The following is a 16,469-nucleotide window of genomic DNA, read 5'->3' on the forward strand; positions in this document are numbered from 1 at the left end:
CTGCATTGGCGGGCTCAGGGGCGGACTGGCGCAAGAGCGGATGTCTCGGCTGAATCACGGGGCGTGAGAATGCCTTGTTGAACCAGGTCCTGAAGGTCGTCGCTGAAGCTGGCAAATAAGGCGGAATAATCCGCTGGCGTCCGTAATATTCGGGCCTGCAGAAGAATGACCAGTTCGGTGCTGCCGCGCGAATGAGTCTGCCCCTTAAACGCGCCGCCAATAAGAGGAATATTCTTAAGCCCAGGGATACCGTTGTCACTTAAGCTGTCACTCGCGCTGATCATCCCGCCCAGGGCCACAACCACTCCCTCCGGCACAATCAGATTGCTGTCGATTTTTCGCTGATTGATGGTGGGCGAGTCTATGCCGGACGTCACCGTCTTGACCACGGAACTGACTTCCTGGCTGACCTCCAGCATAATGCGCTTTTCGCCGGTGATCCGGGGGGTCACTTTGAGCATGACGCCGGTATCGCGATAATCGACCGAGTTCACGACGGGCGCGTTGCTTGTGCTTGTGGACTGAGCAGACTGTACCACGATTGGTACTTGGTCGCCGACCTGCAGAATAGCCGGCGAGTTCTCCACGGTCGTGATCTTCGGTGCAGAAACAATCTTGACCTTTGATTGAGAACTTAGGGCGTTGATCGCCGCCGAGATATCGTTGCCCACGTAATTGATGCTGAAACCGGGAGCTATAGGTGCGAAGCTAGTGGACTTGGTGGTGAAATTGCTGATTTTCAAATCGCCATGCGAAGCAATTTTTGACCAGTCGACGCCGTAGCTCAGGTCCTTATTCAGGCTGACCTCTAAAATAGAGGCTTCGATGAATATCTGCGCCGGTTCATGATCGATCTCGGCCAATACATCGCGCAACCTTGCGCGGACGGCATCCGGTGCGTAGATTATGAGGGAGTTGGTGTCCTTGTCCGCAGAAATACGCACTCCGTTCTCGCCGGTAACTGATCCCGAACCTGGCGTTGCCGCCACCTCTTCCGCTGCGGCTCCCGTAGTCCGTGCGGTCGTGGAGCTTTGTGGCACCGGTTGTGTCATGTCTGTCGTCATATTGCCCATAACACTATTCAGCGTTCGAGCCAGTTTCTCCGCCGACGCACCTTGTGGATGATAAACCCAAACCTTTATCGTCGGATCCTGAGATGGAACATCAAGTCTGGCGACCCACTGCCCGACCTGGTCTAGGACTTGGGTCGACTGCGAGAAGGCAAAAATACCATTGAGGCGCTTCATTGGCGCCAAGGTCGCACTTGACGTTCCGGAGGCTTTGAGAAGGCTATTCAGCTCATCCGTGACAGTGCTGGCATTGGCGTTAGCCAGCGAATAAAAGCGAATGCGAGCATCGCTCAACGTACTTTGATCGAAGAGCGCCACCGTCTTCAGCGCATTGTCGAGCTCTTCGGCCCGCCCGCCCAGCAATATCAAACCCATCTTATCTGAAGAGTATAAGACCATGTCGGACTTGGCGACGGTGCTGAGCGCCTTGGCGATTTCGGTTGCGGAGCCATAATTGATTGGGACGGCTCTGATCTGAAATCCGATGCCAGCGCCACGGGTGTTATCTGTCGTAATGGCGCCACCAATCGATGCGGTCTTCCTCGATTTCAGGACGATACTGTCGCCTTCCTGCATCATGACAACGTCATACTGGCTGAGCGCAGATTCAAAAGCGACAAGCAGCTGTGCCTTGGTTAGACGTTGTTCAATGGCAAAATTCATCTTGCCAGACACGCCAGGCTCAACGCGGTACGCCACCCCTAGTGTGTTGCCGAGGATCTCTTCGGCCACCTGGGTGATGTCCGCATCCTTGAAAACGAAGGTATAGGTCTTGGCACTCGACGCCGCGGGCGCGCTCAAGGCGATCGTCGGGAAAATAGGCGCAAGCACCAAAGCGCCGGCTAAAAGAACAGATTTAAGTCGCATACAAGTCCTCATCCCGCGGGAGCCGCGGCCGACGCAGACGGCGCCGGATCATTCAGGGTCACAGACCGTTCGCCGATCGGGGTATCGAAGCGCGCGGTCGACGCACTCACGTCGATGAGTTGCACATCGCCGCGCAATTCCCCAACCTTAACCCAAGTGGCGGGTGCCCCATCTATTGATACCAGGGCGGCGCGCCGGTCTGAGGAAATCGATACACCGAAAAGTTGGAACGCCTTCTCTGTATAGGCATTGGCGCCTGTGCTCATGACGAAAATAGGCCGCTCTGTAAGGGCTGCCAGGTTGGTCGAAAAAGACGCGTTTTTCGCGACGGGACCAACACGTGGAGCGCTGGCGAGGGATTGCGCCGCCGTGTCGAGACGTCCCCTATCCGAATGGGTTGGATCGATGACTATCGACAGCAATAGGAGCGCTACAGACGTCACGGCGCCTGCTCCCAGGACGTGTTTTAGGCTTTCGATCTGCAAAACAGGCGCCCCTCTACATTCAGGTCAACCGAGTCCGTTTGGTTGCGCAGGCTCAGCGCATCCAGGAACAGTTGGGGGCGATACTGCGCCAGGCGCGCCATCGCCGTAAGCGCCTGTTCATAACTGCCTTTGGCCTTCAGCGAGACCGTATAGGCCTGCAACGCAGGCGCATTCCCTATCCGGGACGCGGCCTCAAGGTCGAACGCCTCGATCACCAGACCACTTGCCATGAGCGATTTACCCAACTGGCCTTTCAAGGCATCTCCGGTCATCCCTGTGCAAACAGTTCCAACCGGGAACGCTACGAGGTCTCCCCTCGCCTGTGACGCCGCCTCGATCAAGGCAGCTTGTCGCTCCAGTTCCGCCAGTCTGGCCTTGGCGCGGCCAGGCTGAGACAGAAACAAGGACAGCGCAAACATGGCAATGACTGCCGCTACCACGAAATAAGCGGCGATCGGCAGGCGGGTCAGTGAGAATCTGGATGAACGCGCGGCCATCATTGCGCGCCATCCTTTTGGGCGGCCACCCAAAGCCAAACATCCTTGCGGACCGGTTTGGATGACCGCTCCAACGGAACCGTTGCGTCCGTAACCGGTGATGCCTTGCCACGCGCTTCAACCGCCCAGTAGCCATTTTTCCAGTAAAACGCGTCGAGCCATACGGCCGGATCGCGTTTCAAACTCAAATGTTTCAAATCCAATAAGGCGTTATCTATCGTGTGCCCCTGTATATCGAGTTTGGACAAAGCAACAGCATCCGCCTTCGCGCGGGTTACGCCAACCGCCTGCCGCGCCTTACGGGCCATTTGTGCTTCCAACTCGGACAGTCGCGCGTCTTCCACGCCGCGACGCTGGAGAGCAAGCGCCCCCATTGCAAAGACAGACAGAGTAAGCGCAACCAGCCAGCCAGCCGTCCAAAGGCGTTGACTGGCTACCGCAGCGCGTTGTTGCGGCGATGGAAGTTCGACAATGAGTTTTCGTCCCTGGACATCAACCTCGAACTTGATGCCCTGAGAAGACTGCGCATCGCGAATATAGATCGCCACAAATTTGGCAGGCTGACCTGGCCGCCACGCCTCCAGACGACGAACAATGACACTGACATCCGCCCCGGAGACCGGCGAGGTGTGCTGCGCCTCAAGGCTTGCTACGCGCGATTGATCCCATGGCCATCCGGGTGGGGCATTGACAATACGGGTAAACGGCTTGTTGGCCTTACGTTCTGACAAGGAAAGATCATTCATCGGCGGGTACCACTTCCCGGCAGGCTCTTGATATCATATCGAACTGACAATCAGCAGGGTGCTCCACGGGCAATGTGACGACGATAAGGTTTTTCTCGGCCGTATTACGGACAATGAGTGCCTGGAGACGCGGCTTCTGACCAGGCGTCTCTGCACTCGCTAACGGCGGCCAATCGGAAAACACCTGTCCATTAGACACATAAGCAAAGGTACCAGAGGGCGGTGACAGTGCACAGTTGGGTGTCGCCTCGCCGGCCTGGCAGGCGAACCGAAGGGCGCGCGAAGAGCCGATAACCGCGTCGCCCAAAATCGGTTGCAGCGGCTCAAGTTTGGCTCTCAACTCTGCCTCATACTCCCGTAACTTCAGGGTTGACGTGCGGTCTGCTTCAACCTTCATATTCAAGCGGCTGACAATACGGCTCCCTTGCCAAATTCCCGCCAACGCCAGACTGATGACAACAAGCGCGACCAGCATTTCAGCGAGGGTGAACCCGGCTTCAGACGGTTTGGTCATACGGTACCGCCTGCGCACCAGCGCATACCGGTCAAACGATAGACTTTGTTAGTTTTAGCAGAATGAACAGCCGCATCAATCCGGCAAACATGAAACTCGCTAACGGTTTCGGCCGCAACCTGTACGTCGTAACGCATACCTGCGTTTTGTCCACGGTACACGCCAGGTACGCGTGGCGATGTCTCCAGAAGTGCGGTAAGCAGAACCCGCGCATCGTTTGTTTCAGTCGTGGTTCGGGTGTATTTTTGAATGATATTCGCAGACCCAATGCAAATGCCGATGAGCAAGGAAATAATGGCAACGGCGACCATGGCGTCAACCATGGCAAAGCCAGAATTGCCCTTTCCCCTACCTCGCAAGTCCACTGAACGCCCCCATACGCACTGCGCGCAAAAATCCCAACAAAAACATATCAGATCCCTTCCCAGCGGGCAACCGGACGTAGTATGGAGTTGTGTATGAAAGTCGGGGTGAAAAAGGGGGTCGGAGCCCGCAGAAAACTCATTGCTGTTGCGATTTCCCTTTTTTTGCATGCCGCCTTGATCAGCGCCTTTCTCGTGTCCACAAGCGATAAATTTGCGGACATGACGGTAATAGGCGAAGGCCAAACGGAAACCGATGCGCCGGGCGAAAGTGTCGAGGTCGATCTGATGGGGCATGATGAGAGTGTGAAGGCTATAGCCCAGGCCTACCAGCCCCCCTCTCCCGAGACATCGCGTTTCAGTTCCTTCATGGAAATGGCTGCAACCGATCAAAAGGTATCAGACTTCAGCGTCTCAAAGCCCAATCCGGCGCAGTCCATTTCGGATGCATTGGGTGAAAATCCGTTTCAGCCACAATCAGACCCCGCGTCAGCGCCAAAATCCCAAGAGGAAGCGCACGTACAAACAGATGAGACGCCAAATAAAACGCAGAATGATCTTTGGAAAGCGATCGCCCCCTGCTGGAACCGCATAGCCGACAAATCCTCTCTGCCTGTTACTCTACAAGTTAGCTTTTCGCCGATGGGAAATCTGGCGAAGCCACCGACGATCATCAGGGAGCCAGGTGTCAATATTAATGACGCCAGTCTTCGCTCCGAAGGTCAGGCAATCTCAGCCCTGTCGCAATGCGGTCCCTACCTGATGGCGTTCGGCCAGGAGAACGTGCAGATCAATTTCCCGAAGAAACATTAATTGATACACAATCGGGTAACAAGTTCAACTGATGCCAAAGCTTGCAGAACCCTGATCGCATCGCCGCAGTGGAGAACATAAGCAACGATCCGTTTTCTCACACAGCCCGAAGGTGCGGGCGGATTGACGTGCTCCGATCGCTCCCACAGTCATAGCGAGAGTCTGGGGTTATAGTATTCATGGTTTTGTTGATGTGCAAGCGCGCCGAAGCGCATAGCTATTCAATAGCTCGGGCACTCGGCGTGCGGCGGCGGGAGTTTTGTTCCCTGGAGAAGGATGCGGCCTGACGTTGTTGTAGTCGTACCTCCACAAGGCCAACTTACGGCGTGCATCGGCTATGCCGTCGAAGATTTCCTCGTTGAGACGTTCATCACGCAGGCTTCCGTTGAAGATCTCGATGTATGCGTTCTGTTGGGGTTTGCCGGGATCGATATAGCGCCAGGCGACACCATTGGGGTTGGCCCAGTCCAGGATGGCCCGACTGGTAAACTCGGTGCCATTATTTGAGACGATTGCCCCAGGTTTGCCATGTAGGCGCACCAGCGCATCAAGTTCACGCGCACCCCTTGCGCCAGACAGGCTTGTGTCGGCGACTAGGCACAGGTTCTCACGGCAGCAGTCGTCGTTGACCGCGAGGATGCGGAACCGACGGGCGGCGCCGAAGGTGTCAGACAAAAAATCCAACGACCAGCGATCATTCGGGCGAAGCAAGATCGGGACCGGCGTGCGCGAGCACTGGGTGCGTTTACGCCCGCGGCGGCGACGTACGGACAAGCCTTCTTCACGATAAAGCCGGTAGAGTTTCTTATGGTTCGTTCTGAAGCCCTTTCGTTCCAACAAGACGCCGACCCGGCGATAACCGAAGCGTCGACGCTCCGTGGCGATCTTCTGCATCCTTGGCGAATGTCCGGACAATCCGGTGGCGCTTCGCGGCGAACGGTTTTGGTATTGACACCGACTAGCCGGCAGGCCTGGCTCTGCGAGATATCATGATCCCGTAGAACTCTGAGCGCTGCCTCGCACCGTTGCTGCGGTGTCGTCAGGGCTTTCCCAAGAGATCTTTCAGCACGACATTGTCCAGCATGGCGTCAGCCAAAAGCCGCTTCAACTTGGCGTTTCATCCTCCAGCGACTTCAGCCGACGGGCTTCAAAAACCTCCAGACTGCCATATCTAGCTTTTAGAACTAGGCCATGCTTGCGACAGGCGTCCACAGTCGGCACCCCTGCCTCCACTCCTTGATTATCTCGATGATTTGCAACTCGGTGAAACGGCTCTTTCTTATTTGTCTGCTCCTTTGGTGGGCAGACTCTACATTATGATGAGGGCGTCAACGGGCGGCACGTCAAATACACTTGCAGTAAGAAGCAATCCTACTGTGAGTGAAAAATTTAATGGCAAGCTCGGTCCGGGAAACGATTACTTGATATACTTGGAACCGCGGGGACGGAGAAAAGCTGTATATCCGCCCCCTCTTCGATCACGCCAAATTCATAGTCTCGGCCGAGTGTTACTGTCTAAAGAAAATACCAATATTCGGAATATATGGTATTAAAGTGAAAATTCCGACAAGAAATGCAGAAAAGGCACAAAGAAGAACCGCTCCAGCCGCAATATCTTTCGCACGTTTTACGTTTTCGGAGTATTCAGGCGAGACAATGTCACAAATATACTCAACTGCCGTATTAAAGGTCTCAGCCGCCCAGACCATCGCCATAGCAACAATCAGCCAGCGCCAATCTGAGATTGTAATATGTAAGGCAAACCCTGTCAACAAAACGATTAACGACGCTATAGCATGCAGCCAGGCATTATGCTGAGTACGGAGCATGAAGCCAAGCCCTGAAAAGGCGAAAGTAAAGCTTTTCAGTCGTATTGAGAGTTTGAAGCCAGTCAATTTATGTCCTCTCCACCAAAGCCCTTCACGGGCGCAACTCTGACTTCGCAATCCAATCCACGTCCTGTTAAATCCTGTTTCCAAATCAACTGAGACTCGCAACAGGAATATAATACGATCCATTTTCTGCATCCGGATCGTTAAAATCCGTTCAGAACAGCCGAAACTCCCGCAATTATAAAGGATACGAACATAAGAACGGACAACATAATTATCTGGCTCCGCCTTCCCTCGTTAAACATAACTGCAATCACAGACGGAATAAAAAATATCCAAACAGCATTAAATGCCGATTTAAAATTTATTAACATAGAAATGGAAGAAAAAAGTGCTGAAATTATGCAAACTACTGCGACTTGTATGAGTATTTTTTTTATTTTAATCAGCATTTTCAACCTCACATTTCCCAGCAGATTTTAGATAACCGACACCAATTTTATAATTTCGGGAATCATCGCCATCAAGACCAGAGACAACCGAAGCAGCATCAATCACATGATCTAACACTCCAGATCTGACAATTGCCGCCGTATTAAGCTGATTGTGATGATTATCGTTGAGATATAATTTTATAGAGTATCCGTTACCAAGATCGTGCTGCCAAGATATAGTATTCCCACCATGACTATTAGGAACCTTTTTCCAGCCAACTGAATTAAAATTTGGATTCTTATTAAGCAGAGAAAATCCAGTTGAATATTTTGCCGTCCCCCCCCCGCTTCCGACCTGCTGAAGCGCAGAGTTTGTAATATTTTGCATTGTGGCGCTTGAAGCCGCCGGACATGCGGGTTCTACGGGCGTCCGGGCAGGAGTTGGCGTGGAATTGTAAGGCCATCCATAATTCATAGGACCATAGAACGTTGGACCGTTCTGCATTTGCCATAGCCAATCTCGGGCAGCGCTTCCTGTCATACACCGTGCACCAGTCGGGCATTTACAACCAGTAACGACGATAGCCCCTTTGTCGGCATTTTGATTGCCACTAATCGGCGCGCAATCTAACCCGCTCGAATCTGTCCCATTGACTGGGTCGTTGCCCACATAAGCGTACCAGTTCATTCCGTCGCCGTAACCGATGGGGTCGGTCTGCATGAAACGCCCGAGCGCAGGATTGTAGAGGCGGGCCTTGTAATTATACATGCCGATTTCAGGGAGCCAAACCTGGCCTGTATATTGGAACCGCCCTACGTTGCCGGCACCCGGCACGCCATAATCGTCGTAGGTGTTCTTGGCGATATTGACGCCGGAGCCATTAGTTAGACCGATAACCGAGCCGAGTTCGTCGGCGTGCAGCCAGAATTTGGCCCCCGCTTGCGTGTAGTCGTATATCACCAGCGGCTCGTCTTCGCCCGGGCCATGCACATAACGCCGCAGCAGGTTGCCTGAGCCATCGTACTCGGCGATCAGATCGACACCATCGTATAAGAAGCGCGTCGTCGCGCTCTTTGCTACACTCGCCAGACGGTTTTCCGCATCGTAGGTCAAGGTCGCAGCTATGCCCGACTGATTTGTCTGCGTGAGGAGACTGTTGGCGTTGTAGCTGTAGGTGTTCGCGCCCCCATCCCCAGTCAGGTTACCCCGCGTGTCGTAAGCCAATGCCGTGCCGTTGATCGATGTGATCTGGTTCAGTCCGTTCGAAACCACGCCGATGTTCAGGGAGCCCGGCAGCGTGTAAGCGAAACCGGCGCTGGAGTGCGTCTTCGTCTTGATCTGGTCTGCGGAGTTATAAGTGTACGAAAGGGCATCTGTCGGGTACGACACGCCCACCAAACGCGACGCGTTGTTGTCATAACTGTAGGTCGTCGTCTGGCCGTTACCGCGAAAAAGGTGTGACCTGCGACCGTATGTGTCGTAGTCGAAACTGAACAGACTGCTTGCACCGCTTTCAAAGACGCCGGTTAGTTCGTCGCCATTGTCATAACCGTAAGTGACGTAGAAGCCCCCTGGATAGGTCATCTTCGTGCGCTTGCCGAGCGCGTCATACTCGTATTTGACGTCCCCCAAGCGCTGGCTATCCGTCGTGAGCCAGCCCATAGCATTATAGCTGTAGGCTTCGGTCGCCGCCGTGTCGTTCGTCGTATTATTGGTGTGGCTCGTCAACTGACCTAGGTTGTCATAGACAAAGCTTTCAGATACCGCTCCCGTCTTGCTGGCCAGCCGGCCGACGCCATCGTAGGCGAAAGTGATCGTGCTCGTCCCGTCGCGCAGCACGATATGGTCGACCCGGCCGTTGGCAGCATAAACACTCTGTTCACAGTCCGACGCATTGGCGACTGCGCCGTTGGACGCTGTTGGATAGCAGGTCTTCACCAGACGGTTAAAAGTATCATAGCTGTACGACGTCTTGTTGCCTTTTGCGTCGGTAACAAAGTCCGCTAGACCGTTTATACCGACATAGCTAGTCGTCATCACGGTACTGGCTGCGGAGGTACCGTAACCGTCAATCTGACTCAGCATCGCGCCGGTAGCATCATAAGAAAAGCGGGTAATGCGGTCACTGCCATCAGGGCCAGTCGCGCCTAGGCTGCAAGCAGAAGTCGAGGCAATTGTCGTAAACACCGCCGGGTTCAGACGCTGCGCTACGCAGTCGACCCTGAAGCGATTGTCATACGACCGCTGCGTCAGGTGTGTCAGGTTGCCGTTATCGTAGTGGCGCGCCACAACCGCGAGGCCGGTTGCGGGGGCGAAGGTGTTGCTATCAGACGTGTATACCGCCATGGTGTCCAACGCCGTCTTGTCCGTGCCTATCGCCGAACCCACATCGACCTGACTGACGCGACCATCGCTGTCGTAGGTTATCCGGCTTGCCGGCCGCGGTCTTGCTTCCGTCCCGTCCGGATCAAGCCCGATGGTGCCGATCACACGGCCGAGCGGATCGTAAAAGCTATGGACGCCGTCACTCTTGCCCGGTGCCTGCACGTAGGTGATACCGCCATTTGCGTTATAGGTAAAGGTGGTCGTTTGGCTGAGAGACCCGTCGCCCCGGCTGAAAGTACTCGAAACCGGCAGGACGTTATTGTAGGGGCTTACGGTTGAAGCTGAAGTCGCGTAAGACATCGCTACCTTCCTCGCGTCGGCCGTCGTCGAGCATGGCGGCGCAACCCCGTCCGTACCAGCACTTCCGGTCATGCAACGGGTCACCGCCGTCAGCCGCCAGACCGGTACACCGGGCTTCAATACACCTGAAGCATCCTGATAATAATACGGTGTGATCTGCGAGTACTGGTAGTTTGTCTGGATGTTTGTGCCCCTCTTGGTTTCGCTTCGCACACCACCATGTCCGGCATCGTAAACATAGTCTGTCCGCACTCCAGCTGCATCGATCGTGTAATCCGGCTTGTCGCATAATTTAACGTTCGTACAATTCGTTGGATAAGTTGCCGTGACAATCATAGCTTGTCCGGCTATTGCCACCCCATTGATCGCCCCACCTTTTGCAACCTTCGTAACAGTGAGAACATTTCCATAGCCGTCGTAAGTGTAGCTGGTGAAACCTCCAGTAAGCGGATCACCGTCCGGACTCACAACCTTTGTAAGGTGGAAGTCCTTGTCATAAAAATATCGCTCTAATCGATTGGCGGCATCTGCTCTCGATACAACCTTGTAGTCATAGGAAACCGTTAGCTTAGTTGACGTACCGTCAGGCTGTCCGACTGTCGTAGTTACATTGCCGGCAGAATCTTTAGTGTAATTGTATGTCCAAGTGGAACCGCCAAACACAACGCTCGAAACACGGCCGAGATAGCTTCCTGTGGTGTTGGTAGTGATTAATTTGCTCGCCCCGCTGGGAAGCGTAATCGTAGTTGTATTACCGCTAACGGCGTATGCAACAATATTTGTACCATTTCTCGAAATAGTCTTTGTTGCACCGCTGGTAGTGAGTAACACAGAAGGATAGCTTGCACTAACTCCGGAACAATTTACGGTCGTTGGATCGCAATAGTCAAACGCAGAATTGATAGCAGTTACCTTTGTGACTTCATAATTTGCATTTACTTCATATTTCAGCATCCAGCCAAGACTGCTATTCACGGACTTGATTGCATTAATCTTAGTGTACCCGAACGCAGGAACTTCGTAATAAGTGAGTGTAATAATTTCTCCGTCTGGGCGCGTAATGGTCTGGACCGCTCCTAATGCATCACCACTTGGCTTTGAATAGTCGTAGACCGCCACCGTCCCATCTCGCGTGGTGAAGGTGCAGGTCCCACTTCTGACACCAGGGGCCAAGCTGAAATCGCTCGAACAGCTCAACTTGCCCGGGCTTCCTACTTCGGAATATGGCCCAGGATTGAAATGCTGACCTGTTGAGTTATAAGACCCAATTGGAAACCGATGGACTACCCCATCCAGGCTGACATTCATAAAAAGATCAAGCGTGCTGATGTTATTGCTGGCGTCGTAAGATGTTGGAACGCCATGTATCTTAAGGGTATCTGAAAAATTATCACTAGCAGACAATGCGGTTCTTTGAACGCCGCTACCCTGCCGCCCAACACCAACATTAGCTCCCGGCAATATGAACGAGCCGTCTGTAAGATTGATGCCGTTTTCATCAACAACCTGCAGAATCGGAGGCTGCACCAAGCTTTGCGCGTTCACTTCGACAGAGGTGATAGCTATGGTGGAGAAGAAGAGGAAAATAATTACACGCAATGCCTTTGTATTTAAGCTATTCAATTGAAGGACCCCCGAACCAATATTCAGATATTAAATTTTACAACCGCTTAAACGACGCCATTATCTAGAATGATAGTCGCGACAAGAAGTGCTGGCTGAACGACCGTTGTGCAATACGCTTGCAGCCGACTATATAGATAGCAAATAATACCGCGAAATTTGCCCAAAATATAGGCCTGACAAAAATTCTTTTCACCACACTCTGGTATCATGTGGATAAGGCTTGGCGGTACAGAGAAAATGTGAAAAGACGCTCATAAACAGCGATTTAGCTTGTCAAAGTAAAAGTATTGCCGCAGTGACCAGCTCCGCATAGCTGTGTTCGATTAGCTTAACGAAACCTTCCACGACGATTAATTTGTTACACCAAGCTTTGCTAGTGACACGGCAAGACACTTCAGCTTATTCTATCATTTAGTGGTAAAGGGGTTTGCGGGCTGTGCGTAAATTAGAATCCAATCCAAACGAAGCCGGTTACACATTGACTGAAATGCTGGTGGTCATATTGATCATCACACTGATCGCCGCCGTGCTGACCCCAACGATTTTGTCCCAGCTTAGCCGGGCAAAAGCGAAGACAGCTGCGCTTCAATTAGACTCAACGGCCGCCACCCTGACGATGTTCAAGGAAGACATTGGACGTTTTCCAACGGAAGCCGAAGGACTGAAGGCTTTGGTGGAAGATCCAGGCCTACCTGGGTGGGTTGGGCCGTACCTTAAAACGGATAAATCGATCAATGATCCCTGGAACCACAAGCTCGTCTATAAGGTAGACGACAACGATCAGGCAACGCTGACAAGCCTCGGCGCCGATGGCAAAGCCGGCGGCAAAGGGGTCGACCAGGACATAACGGTTACGGCGAAATAAGGTGGATCTGGTATTCGGAGCAGCGGGGCTTGTCCTAGGTGCCGTCATGGCTTCCTTTGGAGCGACATGGGCTTTGCGTCGCGCTCAAGGCGAGCAATCGGTCAGTGGCCGTTCGCGTTGCGACCGTTGCGCTCATGCGCTCGGTTATTTGGAAACCGTCCCCCTTTTAAGCTACGCCGTGCAACACGGGCGATGCCGGCACTGCGCCGCGCCGATTTCTCCTTTTCACCCTATTGCGGAAATCGGTGGCGCTTTACTGGTAGCCTCCATTTTTGCGCTACGCCCATGGCCATTAGCAGCCTTAGAGGGCGGTTTAGGTATTACCCTATGGGCCCTGCTCCTTGTTGATATTCGCACATTTACGCTGCCGGATGTAGCTGTCGTTCTGGCAGGCGCCCTAAGCGCTCTACTCGGTGCCCTCCAAAATAGCCTGCTTCTCAATCTCGCCTTCTCGATCCTGATTACAGCCGTATTGCTTGTTGCCACTCTGGTCCTGAAAAATAGGCGCGGCCACGCGGTTATGGGGTATGGAGATCTCAAGTTGATTGCCGGGCTGACACTCTGGCTTGGCCCCGACATGACGCTTGCCTTGGCGCTTGCGAGTACTATCGGCTTGATTCAATTTGCTGTTCATAAAAACCGCCCGGAACGGATCGCCTTCGGGCCGGCCCTCATCGCTGGCACACTCACAATCGGTCTCATTGTCCGTCCCTTTTTCAGTCTGGCTTCTCAATGATGAACACCCGTGACGACGTCATAGACTTTCTATTGGCAGAGAAAAGCATCAGTGCCGAAGCGGTCGAACGCGCGCAGGCGGTGGCGGCGAGGTCCAGCCAAACGGTTGAAGCGGTGCTCAATCAACTCGGACAACTGTCGGACACGGACATGGCCCGCGCCTACGCACATGTCAGTGGTGCAAGCCTGTGGGAGCCTGTATCCGAACCGGCCGAGCTCGAAGCAGAAGACATTGGTGTGGGCGCAGAGTTCCTGCGAAAGGTCAAGGTCGTCCCCCTACGACTGGAGGCGGACACTTTGGTCATTGCCGCTTGTGATCCGTTCGACCAGGAGATGCTCGAAGGACTAAGTTTCGCAACCGGTCGGCAGTTGGACTTACGCGTCGCACGGTTGATGGATTTCCGATCAGCCTTCGATGTCCGTACGACGGCACTCGCTTCGACTGAAATAGATGAGCGGCGTGTAGAGCGAGACCTGGCGCTGGTGGAAGACCATTCGGTCGACGGCCTGGCGGTCGAACTTGTCTCACAAGCCTTCGCTACGGCGGTTGAGCGCGGCGCTTCGGATATCCATTTCGAGCCCAGGCGCCACGATCTCTTGGTACGCCTGCGTATTGATGGGCGTCTGGTGGACTACAGAAGCGCACCTGCCGATGTCATCGGCCCTTGTGTTTCTCGCATCAAGGTTCTCTCTAACCTGAATGTAGGCGAACGCCGGTTGCCGCAGGACGGACGGGCGTCGTTCGTCAATGCGGGGCGCGCGATAGACGTGCGGGTCGCTACGGCGCCCACCGTGTTCGGCGAGGCGGCCGTGCTGCGCCTGCTTGACCGCACCCAAGCCCCCCAAGACCTGGAGTCCCTCGCCCTCCCGGCTCCGATCACCCATTTGCTGAAGCGCGCTACACATACCCCACACGGTTTGTTCCTTGTGACGGGCCCCACGGGGTCCGGAAAGACGACGACGCTATATGCCCTACTCGACGCCTTCAAAGGGTCTGCAAAAAAGATCCTAAGCGTAGAAGATCCCGTAGAGCGGCATTTTGAACATGTATCGCAAACCCAGGTGCACGCTCAGATCGGCCTGGATTTTGCGTCGTGTTTAAGGTCGTTCCTAAGACACGATCCGGACGTTATCCTGGTCGGTGAAATACGCGACAAGGAAACGGCCGCTGTTGCGGTTCAGGCCGCCATGACCGGCCATTTGGTGCTCGCCTCCATTCACGCCAACACGGCTCTAGCTGTTGCGCCACGTCTTTTGGATATGGGAATTGAACCCTATCAACTGGCGGCTTCCTTGAAGGGGAGCATGGCACAAAGGCTGGTTCGCCGACTCTGCCCCCACTGCAAGATTGAAGGAAAGCCCGACGAAGCCTTGATCGCCTTTGCCGATCGTTTCCAAGCCACCATCCCTACGCGAGTGTACATTCCTGTCGGGTGCTCGCGTTGCCGTGGCCTGGGTTTCAAGGGCCGCCTTGCCTTGGCGGAAGGCATTTGGGCCGACGATGCGCTTCTGGGCTTGTTCAGCACAGGCGCCAGTCTTGAGACGTTGAAAGCGTTCGGCGCAAAAGCGGGTCTGATGACGATGGCGCAGGACGGTCTGCGCCAGATTGCGCTGGGCGAGACGACACTCGACGAAGTGCTGGCTGCGGCGGAAGACTAAGCATGCCGACCTTTACCTACAAAGCCATTCAAACTGATGGAAAGACCCGCAAGGGCCAGATCCTGGCCTCGGATGAGGCCGATGCGTTTGCGAAGCTGCGTGTAGAAAACCTCTCTCCGATAAGCTTGAAAGCGCAACCTGCGACATTCGCGGCTGACCAAGCGAAAAAATCGTTTGGGACGGATCGCACCGAAATGAGTGAAGCCGAGACTGAAGCGTTGCTGACCTCACTGGCTGTCTTGTTGCGTGCCGGCGCCGACATTCGCACGGCCTTAGGCGTGCTTTCAACGGACGATCCGGCCTTAAAGGCCGTAACCCAAAAAATGCTTGGCGGTTCGAGCGTAGAGGCGGGCTTAAGTCCACTCTTTGGGTCTCAAAACGCTCATCTCGGCGCTTTGATTGCTGCCGGCGAAGCCCGTGGCGATCTGCCTTCGGGTCTAGAGGCCGCGGCAAATGTTATTGCCACGCGCCGCAAAATCCGCGAGCAGCTATTTGAAGCGCTCAGCTATCCGGTGTTTGTCTTCATAACCGCCATAGCGGCTATCGGTATTATTTTGCTTGTGGTGGTGCCGGCTATCGCGCCGCTGCTTCAGGACACGGGTCAGGCTATGCCGGTTTATTTCCGGATTATCGTCTGGCTGAGTGATGCCTTCCGAGCCACATGGGCCTGGCTGCTTATCGCCCTTATGGCGGCGACCGGCGCGTCCATTCTCGGCTATCTATACGGCGGCCTGAAAAGACATATCGAAACCTGGTTACTCGATGGCCCGGTCAACGGCATAGTTCGCGGACTCATTTTTGGCGGTTACGCCAAGACGCTCGGCGACACTTTAAGCCGCGGCGCCAGTCTGACGGACGGGCTTCGCCTGTGCCAGAAGAGTATCAGCAATAGCGTAGCCCGTGATCGACTTGAAACAGTCCTAATGTCGATCCGGCAAGGCCGGAGCCTGAGCGAGAGCCTTTTGGGGGTCAAAGGCTTCCCGCGCGCCGCAATCAAACTGGCAGAAGTTGGGGAAGCCTCCAGTGCTTTGGGTGTTATGCTTGCCCGCGCCGGAGAGCGGGAAGAGACGACGGCACTTGCCAAGATTTCAAAGCTATCAAAGCTATTAGGGCCGATCCTAATTATGATCCTGGGCGCGATGATCGGTTTAATTATGGGCGGTGTGCTCACCGCACTGACAGACATCGGATCGATTGCGGGGACTTAGAAACGGCTTGGGTAGAATCTCTAAGGTGGTCGTTTCCACGGCCTTCAGGGGAGTGAATTTTCGCTTATTT

The 16,469-nt window shown here is 54.2% G+C and carries 14 protein-coding genes; 5 read left to right on the forward strand and 9 right to left on the reverse strand.

Going from position 1 to position 16,469, the window contains the following annotated elements; all coding sequences use genetic code 11:
• Positions 1–14: 14 nt before the first annotated feature.
• The 6 genes from gspD to RCJ00_RS10670 are packed head-to-tail and all read right to left on the reverse strand — an operon-like array spanning position 15 to position 4,502.
• Positions 15–1,937, reverse strand: a complete 1,923-nt coding sequence (gene gspD / locus RCJ00_RS10645; protein ID WP_316221860.1) for a type II secretion system secretin GspD — start codon at positions 1,935–1,937, stop codon at positions 15–17.
• A gap of 8 nt (positions 1,938–1,945) precedes the next feature.
• Positions 1,946–2,380 (reverse strand): hypothetical protein, encoded by a 435-nt coding sequence (locus tag RCJ00_RS10650; protein ID WP_316221861.1) that lies wholly within the window; start codon positions 2,378–2,380, stop codon positions 1,946–1,948.
• A gap of 23 nt (positions 2,381–2,403) precedes the next feature.
• The gene (locus RCJ00_RS10655; protein WP_316221862.1) at positions 2,404–2,922 is read right to left on the reverse strand and encodes a hypothetical protein; all 519 of its coding nucleotides are present in this window, start codon (positions 2,920–2,922) and stop codon (positions 2,404–2,406) included.
• On the reverse strand, positions 2,919–3,650 hold the full coding sequence (locus RCJ00_RS10660) for a hypothetical protein (RefSeq protein ID WP_316221863.1): 732 nt from the start codon (positions 3,648–3,650) through the stop codon (positions 2,919–2,921). The genes RCJ00_RS10655 and RCJ00_RS10660 overlap by 4 nt, the downstream gene beginning before the upstream one ends.
• A gap of 7 nt (positions 3,651–3,657) precedes the next feature.
• Positions 3,658–4,179, reverse strand: a complete 522-nt coding sequence (locus tag RCJ00_RS10665) for a prepilin-type N-terminal cleavage/methylation domain-containing protein (RefSeq protein ID WP_316221864.1) — start codon at positions 4,177–4,179, stop codon at positions 3,658–3,660.
• Complete coding sequence (locus tag RCJ00_RS10670; protein ID WP_316221866.1) at positions 4,176–4,502, reverse strand: hypothetical protein; 327 nt, start codon at positions 4,500–4,502, stop codon at positions 4,176–4,178. Before RCJ00_RS10670 ends, RCJ00_RS10665 begins: the two co-directional genes overlap by 4 nt.
• Positions 4,503–4,637: 135 nt before the next feature.
• On the opposite strand from RCJ00_RS10670, the gene RCJ00_RS10675 reads away from it, so the two are divergent.
• A complete protein-coding gene (locus tag RCJ00_RS10675) occupies positions 4,638–5,354 on the forward strand; it encodes a UCP034077 family protein (RefSeq protein WP_316221867.1) in 717 nt (238 codons plus the stop codon).
• Between the two features lie 177 nt (positions 5,355–5,531).
• Here the strand turns inward: RCJ00_RS10675 and RCJ00_RS10680 are convergent, their stop codons facing one another.
• The 3 genes from RCJ00_RS10680 to RCJ00_RS10695 form a co-directional block, all read right to left on the reverse strand.
• Positions 5,532–6,269, reverse strand: coding sequence for an IS3 family transposase (locus tag RCJ00_RS10680; RefSeq protein WP_316221869.1), 738 nt, complete (start codon positions 6,267–6,269; stop codon positions 5,532–5,534).
• Positions 6,270–6,862: 593 nt separating this feature from the next.
• The gene (locus tag RCJ00_RS10690; RefSeq protein ID WP_316221870.1) at positions 6,863–7,372 is read right to left on the reverse strand and encodes a diacylglycerol kinase family protein; all 510 of its coding nucleotides are present in this window, start codon (positions 7,370–7,372) and stop codon (positions 6,863–6,865) included.
• 255 nt (positions 7,373–7,627) lie between these two features.
• Complete coding sequence (locus RCJ00_RS10695) at positions 7,628–11,929, reverse strand: RHS repeat domain-containing protein (RefSeq protein WP_316221871.1); 4,302 nt, start codon at positions 11,927–11,929, stop codon at positions 7,628–7,630.
• 439 nt (positions 11,930–12,368) lie between these two features.
• Between RCJ00_RS10695 and gspG the strand changes: the two genes are divergently transcribed.
• The 4 genes from gspG to RCJ00_RS10715 are packed head-to-tail and all read left to right on the forward strand — an operon-like array spanning position 12,369 to position 16,399.
• Positions 12,369–12,797 (forward strand): type II secretion system major pseudopilin GspG, encoded by a 429-nt coding sequence (gspG, locus tag RCJ00_RS10700; RefSeq protein WP_316221900.1) that lies wholly within the window; start codon positions 12,369–12,371, stop codon positions 12,795–12,797.
• 1 nt (position 12,798) lies between these two features.
• On the forward strand, positions 12,799–13,533 hold the full coding sequence (locus RCJ00_RS10705; RefSeq protein WP_316221872.1) for a prepilin peptidase: 735 nt from the start codon (positions 12,799–12,801) through the stop codon (positions 13,531–13,533).
• Positions 13,530–15,191: a GspE/PulE family protein gene (locus RCJ00_RS10710; protein WP_316221873.1), complete on the forward strand. Its 1,662-nt coding sequence runs from the start codon at positions 13,530–13,532 to the stop codon at positions 15,189–15,191. The genes RCJ00_RS10705 and RCJ00_RS10710 overlap by 4 nt, the downstream gene beginning before the upstream one ends.
• A gap of 2 nt (positions 15,192–15,193) precedes the next feature.
• Positions 15,194–16,399 (forward strand): type II secretion system F family protein, encoded by a 1,206-nt coding sequence (locus RCJ00_RS10715; protein WP_316221874.1) that lies wholly within the window; start codon positions 15,194–15,196, stop codon positions 16,397–16,399.
• Positions 16,400–16,469 lie beyond the last annotated feature (70 nt).

The organism is Asticcacaulis aquihabitans, from assembly GCF_032490435.1.
Classification (GTDB): domain Bacteria; phylum Pseudomonadota; class Alphaproteobacteria; order Caulobacterales; family Caulobacteraceae; genus Asticcacaulis.